This window comes from Phenylobacterium sp. (genome assembly GCF_030693625.1).
GTDB classification, from domain to species: Bacteria; Pseudomonadota; Alphaproteobacteria; order Caulobacterales; family Caulobacteraceae; genus Phenylobacterium; species Phenylobacterium ferrooxidans.
This window is the reverse complement of record NZ_JAUYAF010000034.1, coordinates 1-17,300: the sequence shown is the minus strand read 5'-3', so window position 1 is coordinate 17,300 and position 17,300 is coordinate 1. Positions and strand designations below refer to the sequence as shown.

Here is a 17,300-nt window from a genome sequence, read left to right as displayed (position 1 = left end):
GCGCCTGGGGGAGTGAATGAGGGCGACGCGTTTCACGGCGCGGGTCTCACCGCGCGGTATAGCCGCCGTCGATGACCAGTTCCGACCCCGTGACGAACTTGGCCTCATCGGAGGCGAGATAGACCGCGCCCCAGGCGATATCGTCAGCCTCACCCAGGCGCCCCAGCGGATGGAGGGCCGCTGTCGCCTGGCGTCCAGCCTCCAGGTCTCCCTGGCCGCTGAGATGCTTCTCCACCATCGGCGTCCAGATGAAGCCCGGATGGATGGAGTTCACGCGAATCCTGTCGGCCGCGTAGATCAGGGCGTCGGTCTTGGTCATCAGCCGCACCGCGCCCTTGGAGGCGTGATAGGGCGGCACGTCGGGCCCCCCCACGAGGCCGTAGATGGACGACAGGTTGATGATGCTGCCGCCGCCGGCCTGCCGCAGGTGCGGTATGGCGTGCTTGGTGCAGAAGAACACGCCCTTGACGTTGATGGCCTGCACCCAGTCCCACTCGGCCTCGGTGATCTCGTGGGTCGGCTTGTTGACGCCGGCGACGCCGGCGTTGTTCACCAGAATATCGATGTGGCCATAGGCCGCCGCGACGTCGGCGATTACCTGCGCGACCTCGGATTCGCGGGAAACGTCGCAACGCCAGTAGCGCGCCGTCAGGCCGCGGCCGGAAATCTCCTCGGCCAGTTGCGCGCCCGCGTCGTCGAGTATGTCGAGAACGGCGACGGCGGCGCCTTCCTCGGCCATGCGCTGGCAGGTGGCGGCGCCAAGCCCCAGTGCGGCGCCCGTGACAACGGCCACCTTGCCCTTAAGTCGGTTCATCGTGGACGCCTTTGATTGATCTGTCTGAACCCACCCTGCGGCTTCGGCGGGTCGGCGCATTGCGCAGGGTCAATTTCCGGCGGAAATGGGAGATCTCGCAGGGGCGAGGTCGGTGATTTCCCCGGCCATGGCGGCCAGGCTTTTCCGAGGATTTAGACGCGCGAGGAAGGCGAGCCGACGGTCTGCCCCCTTCTCGTCAGCGGCTTTGAACCTCCACCGTCGCTGCAACGACCTCTCTCCAGTTCGCACAAAACCTTGGCGACCATTCTGGAGGTGTAGACCTATGAAGCGCACGATTTTCATGACCGCCTTGATCGGCTGCCTGCTGTCGGCCGGCATGGCCCTGGGCCAGGAGCCGGGCCGCCCCATGCTCTGCCCCAAGCCGTCCTATGAGACGATCGACATGACCACGCCGACGCCGGTCAACGCCGAGTTCCGGCCAGACATGCTGGCCATCGCCCGGGCCGGCGTCAACGACACCGCGCCCAACAAGTTCTTCCTGCATACCTTCCAGTGGGAGCCGCCCCAGTGCTGCCAGATCCTGAGCGCCACCATGACCATCACCCTGCGGGCCAACCAGCCCAGTGCGTCGGCCGCGGGTTCGGATTCCGGCAATGATTCCATGGGCGTGATGAGCAATCAGGTCGCCTTCCCGGGCCTGAACGGCCCGGTCTACACCACCTTCCCGGTGGCCATGAACCAGCCCACCACCCGCACCTACGTCATGACCCCGGCGGCCCTGGCCTCCATGAACGCCAATAATCGCATCAGCTTCTATGTGCAGGACGACACCCGCGTCCTCTCGGCCAAGCTGCAGATCAGCCGCTGCTGCGTGAAGTAGGCTAGGACGCGCGAGGCGGACGGTGCGCCGTCCGCCTCGTCGGCTCTGCTCAGGGCGCAGACCGCGGCGGCAGCCGGAACAGGCCTCCGCCGAACACGTCGTCCCGGCCCGGCGCGCCAAGATCCCGCGCCGCACTCGAGACCGCCGCACGCATGGCGCCCGGATCGCGGGACCTCGCGCAGGCCTCGGTGCGCAGGAGGGCTCCCGAGACCATCGCCGTGGCGAAGGACGAACCTGAGACCTGGCGATATCCGCCGGGCGCGGCGACCGTCACATCGACCCCCAGGGCGGCGACATCCACCTGCGGGCCGGGGGTGGCGAAGGGGTAGATCCGCAGCCGCGCATCCACCGCGGTGACGCCCAGGGCGGCGGGGTGAGAGGCGGGGAACGGGATGCGGCCCGTCTTGCCGCCATTGCCGGCCGCCGCGGCGACGCAGATTCCCCGGTCGTCGATGACCTTCAGCAAGGCGGCCAGCGGGCGGTCATCGGGGCCGCCGAAGGAAAGATTCAGGACATTCGGCGCCAGCAGGGCCGCCGTATCCAGGGCGCGCGCCAGGGACCGCGTCTGGGAGCGGGCGCCGTCTCCGGCCGGCAGGAAGGCCGCCAGACTCACCAGGCGGGCGCCGCGGCCTGGGGACACAAGGTCGCCCCGCCCCACCATCAGACCGCCGACCGCCGTGCCGTGGACACCGGGCGCCGCCTTGACCCCGAACAGTCTTTGCGTGACGGCGACGCCCCTCAGGGCCTCGTGATCAAGGTCCAGGGGGGTGTCGATCATCGCCACGGTCCCGGTCGCCGGCGTCGCCAGGACGGCTGGCGTCAGGCCCTGAGCCTCGAGCGCCTTGGACGATGCCCCGCCGAACCCCTGATAGACATGGTCGGGCTGGGCCCAGGCGACGCCCGGGCTCTTGGCGAGCCGCGCGCTGGCCGCCTCGGGCGTGTCGCCTGGCGCGAGCCGCCCCACCACCATCCGCAGCTGGAGGCTTTCCAGACGGACGGTCTCCAGGACCACCACCCCGGTGCGCGCCGCGATCGCCAGGGGATCGGCCGCGCCGTCCTTCAGGATGAAGATCACCGCGTCCGGAACCTGCGCCTCCTGGTTCGCATCCCGCGCCTCGAACGGCTTGGGCTTCCTGGGCAGGGTCAAGGTCAGGCTCAGGCTTGGCGTGAACATTGGCCCCGAGCCGCCGGAGGGCCGGTTCGGGGGGCGCGCGACATCGCCCCGGGGTCCGACCCCGACCTGGGCCAAGGCGACATGGGGGACCAGCACGGCGGCCAGGGCCGCGGAAAGAGCCCAGCCGCGGGGCGAGGGCGCCATCAACTCTCAACGCCCACGAAGTCCACCAGCGGCGAGGCCCGCAGGACCTCGATCTCAGTGTCGAGCACCCCGCCGGCGGCCAGGACGACCTCGATGACCGCGCCGCGGGGGCCCCCCACGATGGTCAGGTGGTGGCTCTCCAGGAAGGCCTGGACCTCTTCCCACCGGGCGTCCGGCGACAGGCGGAGCAGCAGACGCGGCGACTTGGCCGGCGCGGGCGCCGGAGGCCCGGAAAGGCTCTCGTAGCCGCCGTGCGGGCTCATCTGGTAGGCGATCACCCCGGCCTGCACCACCGCCAGAGCGGCGGCGGCGGCGAAGGCGCGCCGCCAGAGGGTCTGGGGCGCCCTCGCCTGACCTGCGGCGCCCGCGGTCCGCGATCCTCGCACGCGCCTGTCCGCCGCGGGCGACGCGGCGGCGTCCCGGGCCTCGACCCGCGGCAACAGGCTGTCCAGGCGATCTGAAAGGGCGTCCTCGGCGGGAGCGGTGAAGGCGGCGCCGCCTTCGCGCACCAGGGCGGCGATCTCGGAGACAGCCTCCAACTCGGCGCGCAGATCGGGGTCGGAGGCCAGGGCGGCTTCGACGCGGGCCCGATCGGCGGGCGGGAGCGTGCCGTTCACATAGAAGGGAAGGAGATGCGCCGCGCTCCGGTCGTCCTGTTCATCGCCGTCCATGAGTGCGCCTCAATCCGCCCGCTGCCTCTCCAGTTCGCGACGGAGCTGCTTCCTAGCGTGGAAAAGCCTCGTCTTGACGGTATTCTCGGGACAGCCCGCGATCACCGCAATCTCTGATAGCGAACTTTCCTCGAAGTAGCAGAGCCAGACAACCTCTCTGTGATCTGGACTTAGTCGCGCCAGCGCCGCGCGAAGTTCATCCGCGGCGGAGGTTTTTTCCGCCGCTCGCTCGGGCGTGTCCGACGGATCGGCGAGTTCGCCGGCGTGGTCGCCGCGCGGCGCTTGCGGACGTTCGCGGCGGCTTCTCAGCCAGTCGACGGCCTTGTTGCGGACGATACGGCGGATCCAGCCGTCGGCGCTGCCCTCTCCGCCATAGCGGCCAGCTTCACGCCAAATACTGAGGAAGGCTTCGTCAACGACGTCCAGGGCCGCGTCCACGTCGCCGGCGAGTAGCGCGCTAGCATAGCCGACAAATTGCGGTTGCACGCGCTGATAGAGTTCGGTGAGGGCGGCGCGGTCACCTTTCGCGATCCTGTGGAGCGCATCTGCGGTCAACATTGCCCAACCCTGAGGTCAATAGCGACATTGCAGGCCTGGACACGCCGGAACAGCTTGCCCAGAGCCAACTCATCATGTCCCTTAAGATATTGTAGCCTCTGAAATCGGCGATCAGCATCGCCACGACTAGTCCGTTTGGACCAGCTAATTTGAGTATGTTGCTCGGGCTTCGGGATTTGGGGGCGGCTAGATGCTCGGCCAAGGTCAACACGACGCCATCGTGAGCCAGTTCTATGCCTCGGCTCTCGGGGACACGCCCTGGCGCGACACGCTTGGCGCCTTGGCGAGATCATTCGGGAGTGACGCGGCCGTCCTTCGACTTGCCGATATATCCGGCAAGTTCATCGCCGCTGAGAGTTCGAGACCAGATTCCAATGCGGCGAGCGCCTATTACCTCGGCGAAATCTTCAGCAAGGACCCGCGAACTCCCCTCCTTCTGAACGCCCCGCTCGGGTCGATCTACTACGACCATCTCCTTTGGAACGTTGAGGAAATCAGCCAGAACCGCTGGTGCCGCGAGGCCTACGCGGTCCTTGGGGTGACCTATCAACTGGGAACCCACATCAGGCTTGCTGACGACCTGACCCTCTGCGTGGCCATCCTCAGCACCGAGGCCGAGGGGCACGCCTCGTCCGAGGCCATCGCGGCCTTCCGCCGTCTGACGCCGCTCTTTGAGCAGGCCACCGCCCTGGGACAGGTGATCGAGTCCCAGACCGCCACCCGCATCGCCCTGCTCAATGGCCTGGCCAGCAAGGCCGATGGCGTCATCCTGCTCAGCGCCAAGGGCGAGCCCACCTTCGTGAACGACGCCGCGACCGCCATCCTAAACAGCGGCGACGGGCTGAGCCTGTCGCAGGGCGCCTTCCTGACCTGCCGGCCACCCGAAACGCGGCGGCTCCAACAGCTGGTGCAGGCCGCCCTTTCGGGGGTGAAGCAGCAGGAGACGCCGGCCGGCGGACGAATGCTGGTGACCCGGCCCTCGGGGCGTCGGCCCTACGTCGTCTCGGTGCTGGCCTCCCCGCCGACGGAACGGTTCCTCGCCGGACGGCCCATAGGCTGCGTCATCCATCTGCAGGATCTGTCCACCGTCCGAACGCCTGCCCGGGACGCGTTGCAGGAGGTGTTCGGCCTCACCGAACGAGAAGCCGACTTCGCGATCGAACTGGTAGGCTGCGCCGACCTTCAGCGCGCCGCGGACCAGGCCCAGATGTCGGTCAACACTGCGCGCAACCATCTGCAGAGCATCTTCCGGAAGGCCGGGGTGAATGGACAGACCGAACTGGTGCAGTTGCTGGGTCGGCTCTGAGCCCCGCGCGCGGTCAAGATTCTGAGGCCCGCCTTGAACCGAGGGGGCGCTCGCAACGACCCTTGGCTGGGAGAAGGCCGGCGCAACGCCGGCTGACCAGGCCGTCGTTCCCGGACGGCGCGGAAGCGAATCTTGCCATGGGCCATCGAATGACGTCACGCCTCGCGCTCGCCCTTTGCCTCGGCCTGGCGAGCTTCGCCGGGCAGCCGGCCCAGGCCCAGCCCTCTCCACCCCCCGCCTATGACGGGCTGAAGAAGACCGTCTCGGTCGATAAGATCCTGGCCACCGAGGCGGTGGGCGGAACCGTCACCTCCGAGGGCATGACCGCCATGCTCACCGACGCCCTGGTCCGGGACGGACGCTTCGTGGTGTTGGAGCCCCCCGCGGTCCCGGGCGCCGAGGCGATCGGCGCGAGCGCCGTCGTGCGCGCGGCGGTGACCAAGTATGAGGCCAACGCTGGCGGCTCCAGCCTGGGGGTCGGGGGGCTGCCCATGGGATCGCTTTTCGCCGCCCGCGCCGGGGTCAAGAGCCAGAAGGCGGTCATGGAGATCTCGCTTCGGCTCGTCGATGCGGCCACCGGCCAGATCATCTCGACCTCCAAGGCCCTGGGCTCGGCCTCATCGTCGGCGGTGGACGCGACCCTGGTGGACTCCCGGACGGGTGCGTCGGCCAACGCCGCGGCTTTCCGTAACTCGCCCATCGGCAAGGCCGGCGAGGACGCCATCGCCAAGGCCGTCCTGCAGATCGCCGCGAGCATGCGCAACGTGCCCTGGTCGGCCCTGGTGATCGATGCGACCGGCGGCAAGATCTATGTTAACGCTGGCGCGGATCGCAATGTCGCCCATGGTGCCACCCTGCACGCCTATCGAAAGGGCAGGGTGCTCACCGATCCGTCGACCGGGGTGGTGCTGGACGTGGAGATGGCGCCCGTCGGGGTGATCCAGATCGATAGCGTCCGGGATAGGCTTTCCACGGCGGTCCTGGTGAGCGGCGAAATCCCACTGAGAGGCGACGTGCTGAAGCTGGACTGACCGCGACCCGTCGACCGCGCCATCCCGGCGAACACTTGGAGAGACCCAATGAAATCCATCACATTTTCGGCGGCGGTCGCCGCGGCCGGGCTCTGCTGGGGAGCCCCGGCCGCCGCCCAGGTGGTGATGTCGGCCACTAATATCTGCGAGATCGTCCCAGGCGGCGGCAGCATCAACACGGTGCGGCTCAACCTGTTCAGCTTCTCCGACGTCTCGCTGGAATACACCTTCCGCAAACAGCCGACGGGGCCGGTCTATCAGTTCCCAAGCGTCACCCCCGCCAGCATCTCGACGATCCGCAAGTTCGCCGTGCCGGAGGGGACCTACAAGCTGAGCTACAAGTCGCCCAACAGTTCCGCCGTCGGCGTCTACGGCCAGAACGTGGTGGTTAAGCCCTTCCAGCTGCAGGGCCAGACCTGCGTCTTCGTCAATGTCCGCAACCGAGCCGCCATCGTCAGCTCGCCCCGCAATTGACGCTCGTCTGCACGGCCGTGGGTCTCCGCCCGGGGCGGTAGGAATCTTCGCTAGGCGATGCGCCGCCCGTCCAGGGTCGCGAGCCGCAGGCGGGGGGTTTCCTCGTTGGCCGGGCCCATGCCGCGTATGTCGCGGACGGCGAAGGGCTGGGCCGGGAGGCCGCGCAGGCGCGAGACCATGCCCAGCGGTTGGTAGAGCCCCAGGAAGCGATCGGGCGTGCCGGTGGCGCCGGCCAGGGGGGCGAAGAGCACCTCCATGGCCAGGCTTGGCCCCTCGGTCAGCACCTCGACAGTGGCGACGATGGGCTCGGGGCGGCGCCAGGCGGTTTCGAGCGCGGTGTGCAGGTTGAAGCGGTCGCGCTCGCGCACGAGGGAGAGGCCGTTCTGCTGTCGCAGGTCGCGCTGGTGCAGTTCGGCGACAAAGCCGCCGGCCAGGCGCACCGGATAGACGCCCGACCGCGTGCGGCCAAGGATGAAGACCTGGGCGATGATCTCGGAAAAATCGGCCGGGCTGATGGCGCTGCGGAGGGGCAGACGGCCGTCGCCGCCGCGCGTTCGCCAATAGTCTATCAACCGTTCTGTATTTGAATGGAACACCGACATCGAGATGCAGCCCTGTCCACGGCCGAAATCGACCGCATGGGGCTTGCAGAAAGATACGGACCAGTCGCCGGGCGTCTCCAATCGGGACGTTTCGGCTGAGCCGGCAGGGCGCGTGGCGATGTGCGGCGCGGTTCTTGCATGCTTAACGGTGGCCTTGCGAGGAGGGGCCGTCCCATGACGATGCGTTCGACCCTGTTGGGCCTTGTGCTTGGATTTGGACTTCTGTTCCTGGGCAGCGCCGCCCCGGACGAGGCGCTGGCTCAGTGCTGCGCCCCGCCGCCGGTGTGCTGCACCCCGCCCCCTCCGCCGCCCTGCTGCATTCCGCCGCCCGCTCCCCCCTGCTGCACGCCGCCGCCGGCCCCGCCGCCGCCGACTCCGCCCTGCTGTGACAACGGGCCCCGCACCAGCGTGCACGTCAACGTCTCCAGCGTGAACGTGGCGATCGCCAACGCGGCCTCGAGCGCCGGCGCAAGTTCCGGCTCCGGAGCCGGCGCGGGGGCAGGCTCCGGTTCGGTGACCTATTACGGCGGTGGCGGCGGTGGCGGCGGTTATTCGCCCCCCATGTCCACCGGCATGATCCAGGGCCTCTATGTCGACGCCGGCAAGCGGTTCAAGAAGACCGCCTATGAGGCGACCCGCACCCGCATGCGCCGCGTGGTGATCCAGGCCTTCTGCATCGACGACCGTGAAGTTCCCCATCCCGCGTCCCAGGTGACCCCGGACCGCGACATCGACGACGCCTATGACGGCGAGCTCTATCGCTGCCTGGCCGGGACCTACCTGTCGGCCACCATCGCCGAATACGACGGCAAGGTGGACTTCTCCGGCGGCAAGGCCCTGGTCTGCCGCAGGGGCGACGCCCTGGTCCACATGCCCGGCGGCAAGGTCGAGTGCCGTCCCCAGCGTCCCGGCCGCGACTGCAACGAGCGCTCGCTGCTGCGTCGCTTCGGGGCCGGCATCAAGGTGCTGACCATGGTGATGACCGAGACCTACACCGCCTATCGCGAGGAAGAGGAGCGCGTCAGCGGCTCCACCGTCACCACGGCCATGAGCCTGGACGGCGGCGTCGGCGGGATCGTCTATTAGGACCCAGCGCCCGGACTGAGATTGCGGAGGGGCTCGCGGCGACGCGGCCCCTTTTGCGTTTCTGTCCTCCCCTACCGTTTCACGGCCTCGATCAGGAAGCGGGTGTAGGTGAAGCGCAGGGGGTCGCCGGCGTCTAGCTGGGCCTGCAGCGCCTCGAGGGCGCCAAGCTGCCGCGCGACGTCGAAGTTCTGGACCACCCAGGGGATGGCCTTGAGGAAATAGATCAGGGCGCCGACGTCGGCGAAGGTGACGGGGCCGCGCCATGTCTCCGCGCGGCGGATCTCGGCGCCCAGGGCGGCGAAGTCCGCGCGCACCTGGGCCAGCGTATTGTCCGGGTAGGGGAGCTGGGCGCCGAAGGCGGCGGTCAGGTCGGCCAGGTTGTCGCCGCCCACCTGCTGGGTCAGGAAGACCCCGCCCGGCTTGAGGATCCGGTACATCTCCGCGGCGCGGAACCCGCCTTGGCGGTTGAGCACGAGGTCGAAGCTTTCGTCCTCGAAGGGCATGCCCGAGGCGGTGTTCCCCTGGAAGACCGGGACGCCCAACGGCTCCAGCCGCCGCCGCGCCACCGGCAGATTGGGGACGAACCCCTCGACGGCGGTCGCCCGGCCGGGGAAGGGCGCGAGGGCCGCGAAGATCTCCCCGCCGCCGGTGGCCACATCCAGGATGTCGGAGGCCTGGGCGACGGCCGCCCTGGCCAGGGCCAGGTAGTCCCAGGGGGGCTCGCCCTCAGTGAAGCGCCCCTTCAGGCGGGAGAAGTCCCAGCCCTCGAAGGGCGCCGCGGCGTCTTGGAGCCACTGATGCAGGTGCGGGCTGGCGCTCATGGGGCCATGGTCGCAAGCGGGTCCAATGTCCGCAAGGGTCGGCCCTACTTCGCGGGCTTGATCTCCAGCAGCCACATCTTGTCGTCCACCAGGACCTCCTGGGCGGCGCGGCGGACGTCGGCGATGGTCACGCGTTCGGTGCCGGGCAGGATGGCGCGGGTGGCCTCCAGGCGGCGCGGGTCGGCTTGCGCGCCCGACAGTTCGTTGAGCCAGTAGCCGTTGGTTTCGCGGGCCTTTTCGAACTGGTCGATGCGGGGTTTCTTGGCGCGGTCCAGCTCGTCCTGGGTGATGTCCTTGGCGCGCAGGTCGGCGGCGATCTTGCGGACGTCGGCGAAGAAGGCGGGCAGCTTCTCGGGCGGGATCTCGACGTTGGCCGAGACGTAGCCCCAGCTGGGCCAGACCATGGAGTGGTTGTAGCTGACCTGGGGCGAATAGGTGGCCCCCTGGCTCTCGCGCAACTCCTCGATCAGCCGCAGTTCCAGCACCTCGCCCATGACCGCGGTGTCGCGGGCCTTCTGCGGGTTGGCGAAGAAGCCATTGGTAGGCCAGGCGAGATAGCCGATGGCCTGGTCGGCGCGGCCCTTGTGGATGCGCTGGACAGGCGTGGCGACCCCGGCCGGGAAGGCGACCTGACGCTTGGCGGGATCGGCGGCGGGGGCGGGGGCTCGCGACGGCAGGGCCCCGAAGGTGGCCGCCACCAGCTCGGTCGCCTTCTCCACGGTGATGTCGCCGACGATGACCACCTCAATGGGGCCGCTGGCGATGGCCGGGTAGATCTGGTCCTTGAGGTCGGTGAGCTTGGCGTCGGCCATCTCCGAGCGGCTGGGGAAGACCCAGCGTTCGTCGCCCGAGCGCAGGAGGCCGCCCAGATCGCGGCTGAGCACGCCGGAGTCGGTGGACTCATACTGATCGTGGAAGGTTTTGCTGGCGCTCTTCAGGCGCGCGAAGGCCTCGGGCCGCCAGCCGGGTTCTGCCACATAGGCGGCCAGGACCTGTAGCTGGATGTCCAGGTCGGCCGAACGGGTGCCGCCGGTGAGAACGAAGGCGTCATCGCCGATGCTGAACTGCGCGCCATAGACCCGGCGGGCTAGGACGCGCTCCATGTCCTCGGCGCTGATCTTGGCCAGGCCGCCCTCGACATAGGTGCTGGCCGCCCAGGCGCCGCTCTGACGGTCGCGGGGCATGTCGACCCGACCGCCGCCGACATTCACGCGCACCAGGACCTCGTCGTCCTTGAAGCGGGTCGGCTTGATGGTGAGGCGGACCCCGTTCTCGAAGGTGACGAAGGTGGTGTCGAGATCGGCGGCGTCCTTGGTGCTGGCGACCTTGCCGGGGGCGCCGAAAGTCTCATAGGGCCAGGCGACGGCGGTGGCGCCGGTGGGTGGGGTGACCTCCAGCTTGCGGGAGGCCTCGAGCGCCGCCAGCAGGGCCGGCTCGCCGCCCTGGATGGGTCTTGGCGAGGTCATGAAGATCAGCGGGCCGGCGCCGTCGAAGGCGGCCCTGAGCGCGGCGGAGACCTGCTCGGCCTTCAGGCCCTTCACGGCGGCATCGAAGAGGGCCGCGTCCTGGCTGGGATTGGTGACCACCTCGTTGTCGGACAGGGAGCCTATGATCTCATTGGCCAGCTGGCCCGGGGTGCGGGTGGCGGCGCCGGCGACGTCGGCCTTGACGTTGGCGCGCAGCTCCTCGATCTCGCGGTCCAGCTCGTCCTGGCGCACGCCATAGCGGATGGCGCGGCGCTGTTCCTGCTCGGCGGCGGTGAGCGCGTCCTTCCAGCGGCTGGCCTCGGCGTTCACCGTGACCATGGTCAGCTCGGCGGCGTCATACTCGTCGCGGTTGAAGGCGCCGGCCCCCAGGAAGGGCGGATCGGCGGCGCGGGCCAGGGTGGAGAAGCGGCGGTTCAGCACCTGGAAGCCCAGATACTCGATCAGGTCGCGGCGGCGCCTGGCCAGGCCGTCGGGGCTGTTGTCAGGCGCCTGGATCCAGGCGAGCTGCAGGGACAGCGGCGCGCCCGCCTCGATGACCAGCTTGGCCTCCGGGGTGCGGGGAGCGACGGGGCCGAGAATGGGGTCGGGGCCGGCGGGCCCGGTGGCGGTCCAGTCGCCGAAGCGGGCCTTGATCTTGGCCTCCATGGCGTCGAGGTCGAAATCCCCGGCCGCCACCAGGACCGCGCGCTCGGGGCGGTAGTAGCGCTGGTAATAGTCGACCATCAGGCTGGCCGGGGCGTTCTGCAGCACCTCGACCTTGCCGATGGGGTCGCGGCGGGGCGGCAGCTGGTTCTTCAGCAGGAAGGCCTGGCGGGCGCGGTAGACGCGGCTGGCGGGATTGTCCCGGGCGCGCTCCTCCGACAGCACCACGCCGCGCTCGCGGTCCACGGCGGCCTGGTCGATGGTGAGATTGCCGGCCGCCTCGCGCAGCAGCATCAGCGAGGTGTCCACCGTCTCGGCGTCGGTGCGGGGCAGGTCCAGCTTGTAGATGGTCTCGTCGAGATTGGTGGAGGCGTTGGTGTCGGCCCCGAAGGCCAGGCCCAGGCGCTCGAGGATCTTGATCATGTCGCCTTCGGGCACGTTCTTGGACCCGTTGAAGGCCATGTGCTCGAGGAAGTGGGCCAGGCCGGCCTGGGCGTCGGTCTCCTGCAGGGAGCCGGCGTCGAAGCGCAGGCGCAGGGCCGCCTGGCCGGCGGGGACCTGTTGCCGACGCAGCGCATAGCGCATGCCGTTGGGCAGGGCGCCGAAGCGGATCTCCGGGTCGGCCGGCACATCGGAGCGGGCCTGGGCCCACTGGCCGGGGGTGAGCTTCAGCGGCGTTGCGGGGGCCTTGTCCTGTCCGAAACCGAACCCCCCAAGCCTGGGCATCGACATGTTGGGGACGGCGCAGCCGCTGAGGGCGGTGGCCGCGAGAAGCGCGGCGGCGCCGCGCAGAGGACGGATCATCAAGGCTTTCCGGGTCGATGGCTCAAACGGTCGGGCACCATGCGCCGCGGGTCGTGGCGGGCGCAAGGCGGGACGAGGGCAGGGCGGCCTTACTCGCCGGGCCGGCTGACATAGTAGGTGGCGGTGTTGCCCACGGCGTTGGCCACGCCCGAGATGGAGCGGCCGGTGGTCAGGGTCCCGGTGGCGGTCGCCCCGACGTCGACGGTGTTGGTCTGGTCGTTGGCCACGGTGAGGCGCCCCGAGCAGTCGGAGCAGGAATAGCCGACCGCCGCGTTGCCGGTGGCGGTGGCCGAGGCCAGGCCGTCATAGCCCTCGCCGCCGGTGTAGGCGGCCACGGCCTCGATGCCGCCGCCCTCGTTGAACTGGGTGTTGTCGACGATGACCTCGCCGCCAATGTCGCCCATGACGGCGTTGTTGCCGACCCCGTTGGCCACCGCCGCCCCCGCGCCGAAGTTGGCCGCGGAGCTGACGGCCTGGGCGCGGACATAGGCCTGGTTGGTCTGTCTTAGGGTGGCGTCCAGCAGGAAGCCTTCGTTGACCGCGTTCATGTTGTTGCCGGCCGCGATGGCGGTGGTCTTGCCGTCCTGCACCTGGCCGTAGGCGGTGAAATGGGCGGCCTGGGTGACGCCGGCGGTGTTCTGCTGGTCGACGATGATCCGGACGCCTGAGCCGCCGTCGCCGGAGAGGGCGACATTGTTGCCCATGGAGCCGGCGGTCATCTCGGCCGCGCCGGTGACCAGGCCGTAGACCCCGCCGCCGTCCGAATAGGTGTCAGCTGCATTGGCCTGGTTCACCCGAACGCCGGCGGCGCCGACGCTGACGCCGAGGTTCTGGTTGTTGCCCACCGCCTGGGTGCTGGTGAACACCTCGCCGGTCTGGGCGTTCGGCGCCTCGATGTGGCTGTGGGCAGTGATCGTGGAGGCGGTGGTGGCCTGGTTGAACACCGCGCTCATCGTGCCGGCATGGACGTTGGCGTCGCCAAGGTTGCCGCTGGCGGTGGTGGCGAGGTTGGTCTGGGCGCCGGAGTTGGTGGCGACATTGACGTTGGTGTCGGCCAGGACATCGCCGCTGGAGGTCTGGTTGGAGCGGAGGTCCAGGTCGCCGCCGTCGGTGGAGGCCGAATAGACGTTGCCGGTCGCCGTGGTGTTGGCCGCGGTGTAGTCGCTGACGGTCTCGACGTTCAGGGTCTGCTGGCTGAAGACGTCGCCGAGCTGGATCTGATTGTTGAGGACCGTGTTGGACTGACTAGTAGCGGCCCCGCACGGCAGAATCCCTGCGAGCATTCCAGCGAGAAGGATCGGACCGCGTTTCAGCATTGTTGGTGCCCAGGTTGTTGTAGGCCGGCACGTAGCCGCCGGTGATGCCCACCGTGCCGTCGCCCAGCGGGTCAGACGCCAGGCAGGCGCGCGGGCCGGGCATGCCGTAGAGGTTGGCGGTCATCTCGACGACCGCGCGCTCGACGAGGGCGCGGACGGCGAGCTGCATGGGCTCCAGGGCCCCGGCCCCGGCCGAGACGTCGAAGACGTTGCCGCCCAGGAAGTCGAACAGGCCGATGCCCACTTCCCGTCCGACCACCTGCTTCTGGTAGGAGATCACGTCGACCACCTCGAGGGTGCGGGTGTTGATCAGCCGCATGTCGAGACCGATGTTCATGACGAACATGCGGGCCCGGAAGGAGCCCTTGAGCTCCTTGGCGTCCGGGCTGCCGCCGGTGAGGTCGGCGCCCGAGGAGCGGATATTGAAATTCAGCTCGGTCAGGCCGCCAGCGACATAGAAGTCAGAGCCGGGAACCTGGCCCGCCAGGATGCGGCGGTACTCGGCCGCCTGGTCGGGCGCGGGGTTGGGGGCGTCGGAGATCAGCTTGTTGTTGGCGTACTTCAGTTCCAGTTCGGAGACCGAGGTGTCGAAGCGCTCCACCAGGGGCATGCCGGCCTTGGCGAAGGCCGACATGGCCATCAGGGACGCGCCCTGGGTGATCTTGCGGCCCGAGCCGTCGGACTCCGACTTGCCGGTGTAGTCGGCGATGCGGCCCACCGCGATGCGCGGGGCCACCAGCCTGGCGTTGCGGGCGTAGCCGGCCATGCAGACCAGGGCGCCGGAATAGGGGGTCGGGTTGGCGGTGACCGGAGCCGTGCCGATGGCGCTGGCATAGTTGCCACTAGGCCCGGCGATCGGGGTGGCGCAGCCGGCCAGGCCGAGGGCCGCGGCGCTCAGCAGGCCGAGGGCGCGGTAGAGGTGATTACTGGCCATTGCCAACGCCCCCGCTGGCGTTGGCGGTGACCGCCCCGGTGTTGGTCTGGCTCGAATTGATGATGACGGTGTTGTAGTTGCCCTGCGTGACCACGGTCAGGTTGTTGCCGATGGCCGAGGCGCCGCCCGCCGAGGCCCCGACGCCGGCATAGGCGTCGGCCGCGCCCGAGGCGCTGGAGAAGCTGGACTGGTCCTCGCCGGTGAGCATGAGGCCGTCGACGATGATGCGGTTGCCGTTGGCGTCCCGGGTGGAGAACTGCACCGGATGGTTCTCGGAACCGGCCGCGCGGCCGTAGCCCGAGTTGAAATCGGCGGAGTTGGTGGACATCGCCTGGGCGTTGGCCTGACCGGCGGCCAGGCTCAGGGCGAAGGCCGCGGCGAGCCAGGCAAGACGCGGCGCGGCGGGGGGAGCGGCGGCCATGAAGATGCAAAAACTCCGCGCGGACGAAATCGTCTGGTCTTTCGGGAGCACAGAGCGTGCCAAAACCGGACAGCGCGCATTAAAGAGCGCAGAGGCTGGCGATTTGGTTAATGAGCTGTCGGCAAACCCCCGGTTTCGCGGCTGTTTCGAGTTTGGAGAGCGCTTTGGACGAACCCCGCGAACCGATGTTCAACGCGCCATGGCCCGCCGTGGCCATGACGGCGACGATCATCGGAGGGTTTGGGCTGCAGTCATTCCTGCCGCCTGAGCAAATCTTGCCCACCTACGGATTTTCCCCCGCAAGCCTGAATGACGGGCGGGGATTCACCCTGATCACCGCGCTCTTTGTTCATGGCGGCTGGGCGCACGCGTTCATGAACGGGGCCGGGGCCCTGGCCTTCGGCACGCCGGTCGCGCGCTACTACGGCGTGCGGGTGACAGGCGTCCTTGCCTTCCTGCTCTTCTATCTTGCGTGCGGGGCGCTCGCGAACCTGGGCTATGGCCTGGTCCATGCGGGGGAGCCTCATCTGCTGGTGGGCGCGTCGGGAGCGGTGGCCGGGCTGATGGCGGCGGCGGCCCGGATGATCGCGGGGAAGGGGGTTCCCGGCCCCTATCTCAGCCCGGCGGTGGTGGGCATGACAGCCGCGTGGGTTGTGGTGAACCTGCTGATCGCCGTGGTGGGATTCGCGCCGGGCGCGGGCGGCATGCCCGTGGCCTGGGAGGCCCATCTGTTCGGCTACGCGGCTGGTCTGGTGCTGGTGACGCCGTTCGGCTGGCTATCACGTCGGGGTGTAGTCGATTGATCTGACAGCGATCCTGAGCGACCTTTGTTCTTCGACGACGATAGAGGGACGCCGCCATGCTTGTTTCGCAGATCCTGAAGGCCAAGGGCGATCTGGTCTTCACAGCCGCGCCTAGTGAGACGGTGAGCGCAATCTGCGCCCTGCTGCACTCCAGACGTGTGGGGGCCATGATCATCATGGACGGCGACCGGGTGGCGGGCATCGTCTCCGAGCGCGACGTGGTCAGGGTGATGGCAGAGCAGGGGGGGGCGGCCCTCAACCAGCCGGTCTCTAGCTGCATGACCCGCGACGTGGTGTTCGCTGAGCCCGACGAGAGCGTGAACGCCCTACTCAGCCGGATGACCGATCGCAGGCTGCGGCACCTGCCGGTCTGCGAAGGCGACCGGCTGATCGGCATCGTCTCCATCGGCGACTTGGTGAAGCACAAGATCTCTGAGGTCGAGGCCGAGGCCGACGGGCTGAAGGCCTATATCGCGGCGGGGTAGCCGCTCGCTGATCTCCGCATGGGTTTGACGCTCCGACGGCGGGGCGGGTACCCCTCGGTAAGGCTGCCTCCAGAAACCTGGGATCAGGGCTGATTGAATACCTCGGCGCCGTCGCAGGCGGCGGCCTCGGCGAGGCTGTAGCCCTCCAGCACGTCGGAGGTCGCATCGCGAGCTCTTAAGAGCGCTTCACGCAACGAGCAGGTGGCGAGGTCAGGGCAGTCGTCGCATTTGCGGAAGGACAGCCGGCTGACGCAGGGCGCCAGGGCGAGGGGCCCATCTATGATACGGATGATCTCCGCGAAGCTGATCTCGGCGGCCGGACGGGCCAGATGATAGCCACCGAACTTGCCACGCTTGCTGACCACCACACGGTTGCGGGCCAGTTCCAGCAGAATCGCCTCCAGGAACTTGCGCGGCGCGTCGGCACGGAGGGCCAATTCGCCGGAAGTGACCTGGCCGCCGCCGGCGCGGGCCAGTTCCACCAGCGCTCGCAGTCCGTATCGCGCCTTCTGCGAAAGCATCGGGAAAAAGGGCCTCCGTCCCCGTGCGCCTTGCGTTTGCGCCCTGTCCACATAGGCAAGGCGGGCGGCGCTCCGCAAGCTGCGTCACCGTTTTGTCGTCGAGCGGCCAGAAGGGGCTTGCGCGAGTCCAAACCCGCTCATATAAGCCCCCCTCGCTCAGCAGACGGGGCGGCGGACGACGAAATCCGGGGCGGCTAAGCCCTTGAAATTGTTTCCTCCAATCGTCGGTTGACACGAGAGAGGCCGGCCCCTAGAACGCCGCCTCCGCCGACCACTGGCGTTAAACAGTGGGGCAGGGGAAACCCGGTCCTGGTCTTTGACATTGTTGATTTGGAAAGAGAAACGCAGGCGGCGGCGCTCTGGCG

General features: G+C 68.8%; 19 protein-coding genes. 8 read left to right on the top strand and 11 right to left on the bottom strand.

Annotated features, from left to right (window positions below; translation table 11 throughout):
* Window positions 1-46 precede the first annotated feature (46 nt).
* The gene (locus tag Q8N10_RS07415; protein WP_304781408.1) at window positions 47-814 is read right to left on the bottom strand and encodes an SDR family NAD(P)-dependent oxidoreductase; all 768 of its coding nucleotides are present in this window, start codon (window positions 812-814) and stop codon (window positions 47-49) included.
* A 283-nt stretch (window positions 815-1,097) separates the two neighbouring features.
* On the opposite strand from Q8N10_RS07415, the gene Q8N10_RS07410 reads away from it, so the two are divergent.
* Window positions 1,098-1,655 (top strand): hypothetical protein, encoded by a 558-nt coding sequence (locus Q8N10_RS07410; RefSeq protein WP_304781405.1) that lies wholly within the window; start codon window positions 1,098-1,100, stop codon window positions 1,653-1,655.
* 49 nt (window positions 1,656-1,704) lie between these two features.
* Here the strand turns inward: Q8N10_RS07410 and Q8N10_RS07405 are convergent, their stop codons facing one another.
* The 3 genes from Q8N10_RS07405 to Q8N10_RS07395 are packed head-to-tail and all read right to left on the bottom strand — an operon-like array spanning window position 1,705 to window position 4,202.
* On the bottom strand, window positions 1,705-2,973 hold the full coding sequence (locus tag Q8N10_RS07405) for a S8 family serine peptidase (protein ID WP_304781402.1): 1,269 nt from the start codon (window positions 2,971-2,973) through the stop codon (window positions 1,705-1,707).
* Window positions 2,973-3,644, bottom strand: coding sequence for an anti-sigma factor (locus tag Q8N10_RS07400; RefSeq protein WP_304781399.1), 672 nt, complete (start codon window positions 3,642-3,644; stop codon window positions 2,973-2,975). Before Q8N10_RS07400 ends, Q8N10_RS07405 begins: the two co-directional genes overlap by 1 nt.
* 9 nt (window positions 3,645-3,653) lie before the next feature.
* Entirely contained in the window at window positions 3,654-4,202 is a 549-nt protein-coding gene (locus Q8N10_RS07395) for an RNA polymerase sigma factor (protein WP_304781396.1), read from the bottom strand.
* Window positions 4,203-4,392: 190 nt separating this feature from the next.
* Between Q8N10_RS07395 and Q8N10_RS07390 the strand changes: the two genes are divergently transcribed.
* The 3 genes from Q8N10_RS07390 to Q8N10_RS07380 all read left to right on the top strand — a co-directional run bounded on the left by Q8N10_RS07390 (window position 4,393) and on the right by Q8N10_RS07380 (window position 7,013).
* Window positions 4,393-5,508, top strand: coding sequence for a helix-turn-helix transcriptional regulator (locus Q8N10_RS07390; protein ID WP_305663886.1), 1,116 nt, complete (start codon window positions 4,393-4,395; stop codon window positions 5,506-5,508).
* Window positions 5,509-5,657: 149 nt separating this feature from the next.
* Window positions 5,658-6,539: a CsgG/HfaB family protein gene (locus Q8N10_RS07385; RefSeq protein ID WP_304781387.1), complete on the top strand. Its 882-nt coding sequence runs from the start codon at window positions 5,658-5,660 to the stop codon at window positions 6,537-6,539.
* Window positions 6,540-6,587: 48 nt separating this feature from the next.
* Window positions 6,588-7,013 (top strand): hypothetical protein, encoded by a 426-nt coding sequence (locus Q8N10_RS07380; protein ID WP_304781384.1) that lies wholly within the window; start codon window positions 6,588-6,590, stop codon window positions 7,011-7,013.
* A 50-nt stretch (window positions 7,014-7,063) separates the two neighbouring features.
* Here Q8N10_RS07380 and Q8N10_RS07375 read toward each other — a convergent pair whose 3' ends face one another.
* On the bottom strand, window positions 7,064-7,696 hold the full coding sequence (locus Q8N10_RS07375; protein ID WP_304781381.1) for a PAS domain-containing protein: 633 nt from the start codon (window positions 7,694-7,696) through the stop codon (window positions 7,064-7,066).
* 182 nt (window positions 7,697-7,878) lie between these two features.
* On the opposite strand from Q8N10_RS07375, the gene Q8N10_RS07370 reads away from it, so the two are divergent.
* Together Q8N10_RS07370 and Q8N10_RS07365 are read left to right on the top strand one after the other, a co-directional pair.
* The gene (locus Q8N10_RS07370; RefSeq protein ID WP_304781378.1) at window positions 7,879-8,004 is read left to right on the top strand and encodes a hypothetical protein; all 126 of its coding nucleotides are present in this window, start codon (window positions 7,879-7,881) and stop codon (window positions 8,002-8,004) included.
* 19 nt (window positions 8,005-8,023) lie between these two features.
* The gene (locus Q8N10_RS07365) at window positions 8,024-8,701 is read left to right on the top strand and encodes a hypothetical protein (RefSeq protein WP_304781375.1); all 678 of its coding nucleotides are present in this window, start codon (window positions 8,024-8,026) and stop codon (window positions 8,699-8,701) included.
* A 71-nt stretch (window positions 8,702-8,772) separates the two neighbouring features.
* Here the strand turns inward: Q8N10_RS07365 and Q8N10_RS07360 are convergent, their stop codons facing one another.
* The 5 genes from Q8N10_RS07360 to hfaA all read right to left on the bottom strand — a co-directional run bounded on the left by Q8N10_RS07360 (window position 8,773) and on the right by hfaA (window position 15,126).
* The gene (locus Q8N10_RS07360) at window positions 8,773-9,522 is read right to left on the bottom strand and encodes a class I SAM-dependent methyltransferase (RefSeq protein ID WP_304781372.1); all 750 of its coding nucleotides are present in this window, start codon (window positions 9,520-9,522) and stop codon (window positions 8,773-8,775) included.
* A gap of 44 nt (window positions 9,523-9,566) precedes the next feature.
* Window positions 9,567-12,455, bottom strand: a complete 2,889-nt coding sequence (locus tag Q8N10_RS07355; RefSeq protein ID WP_304781370.1) for a pitrilysin family protein — start codon at window positions 12,453-12,455, stop codon at window positions 9,567-9,569.
* 89 nt (window positions 12,456-12,544) lie between these two features.
* Complete coding sequence (gene hfaD / locus Q8N10_RS07350) at window positions 12,545-13,738, bottom strand: holdfast anchor protein HfaD (RefSeq protein WP_304781368.1); 1,194 nt, start codon at window positions 13,736-13,738, stop codon at window positions 12,545-12,547.
* A complete protein-coding gene (gene hfaB / locus Q8N10_RS07345) occupies window positions 13,701-14,705 on the bottom strand; it encodes a holdfast anchoring protein HfaB (RefSeq protein WP_304781365.1) in 1,005 nt (334 codons plus the stop codon). Before hfaB ends, hfaD begins: the two co-directional genes overlap by 38 nt.
* Complete coding sequence (hfaA, locus tag Q8N10_RS07340) at window positions 14,695-15,126, bottom strand: holdfast anchoring protein HfaA (RefSeq protein WP_304781362.1); 432 nt, start codon at window positions 15,124-15,126, stop codon at window positions 14,695-14,697. The genes hfaB and hfaA overlap by 11 nt, the downstream gene beginning before the upstream one ends.
* Window positions 15,127-15,290: 164 nt before the next feature.
* Between hfaA and Q8N10_RS07335 the strand changes: the two genes are divergently transcribed.
* Together Q8N10_RS07335 and Q8N10_RS07330 are read left to right on the top strand one after the other, a co-directional pair.
* A complete protein-coding gene (locus Q8N10_RS07335) occupies window positions 15,291-15,929 on the top strand; it encodes a rhomboid family intramembrane serine protease (RefSeq protein ID WP_304781359.1) in 639 nt (212 codons plus the stop codon).
* A 56-nt stretch (window positions 15,930-15,985) separates the two neighbouring features.
* Window positions 15,986-16,414, top strand: a complete 429-nt coding sequence (locus tag Q8N10_RS07330) for a CBS domain-containing protein (protein ID WP_304781356.1) — start codon at window positions 15,986-15,988, stop codon at window positions 16,412-16,414.
* An 83-nt stretch (window positions 16,415-16,497) separates the two neighbouring features.
* On the opposite strand, the gene Q8N10_RS07325 is transcribed toward Q8N10_RS07330, so the two are convergent.
* The gene (locus Q8N10_RS07325) at window positions 16,498-16,935 is read right to left on the bottom strand and encodes an Rrf2 family transcriptional regulator (protein WP_304781353.1); all 438 of its coding nucleotides are present in this window, start codon (window positions 16,933-16,935) and stop codon (window positions 16,498-16,500) included.
* Window positions 16,936-17,300 lie beyond the last annotated feature (365 nt).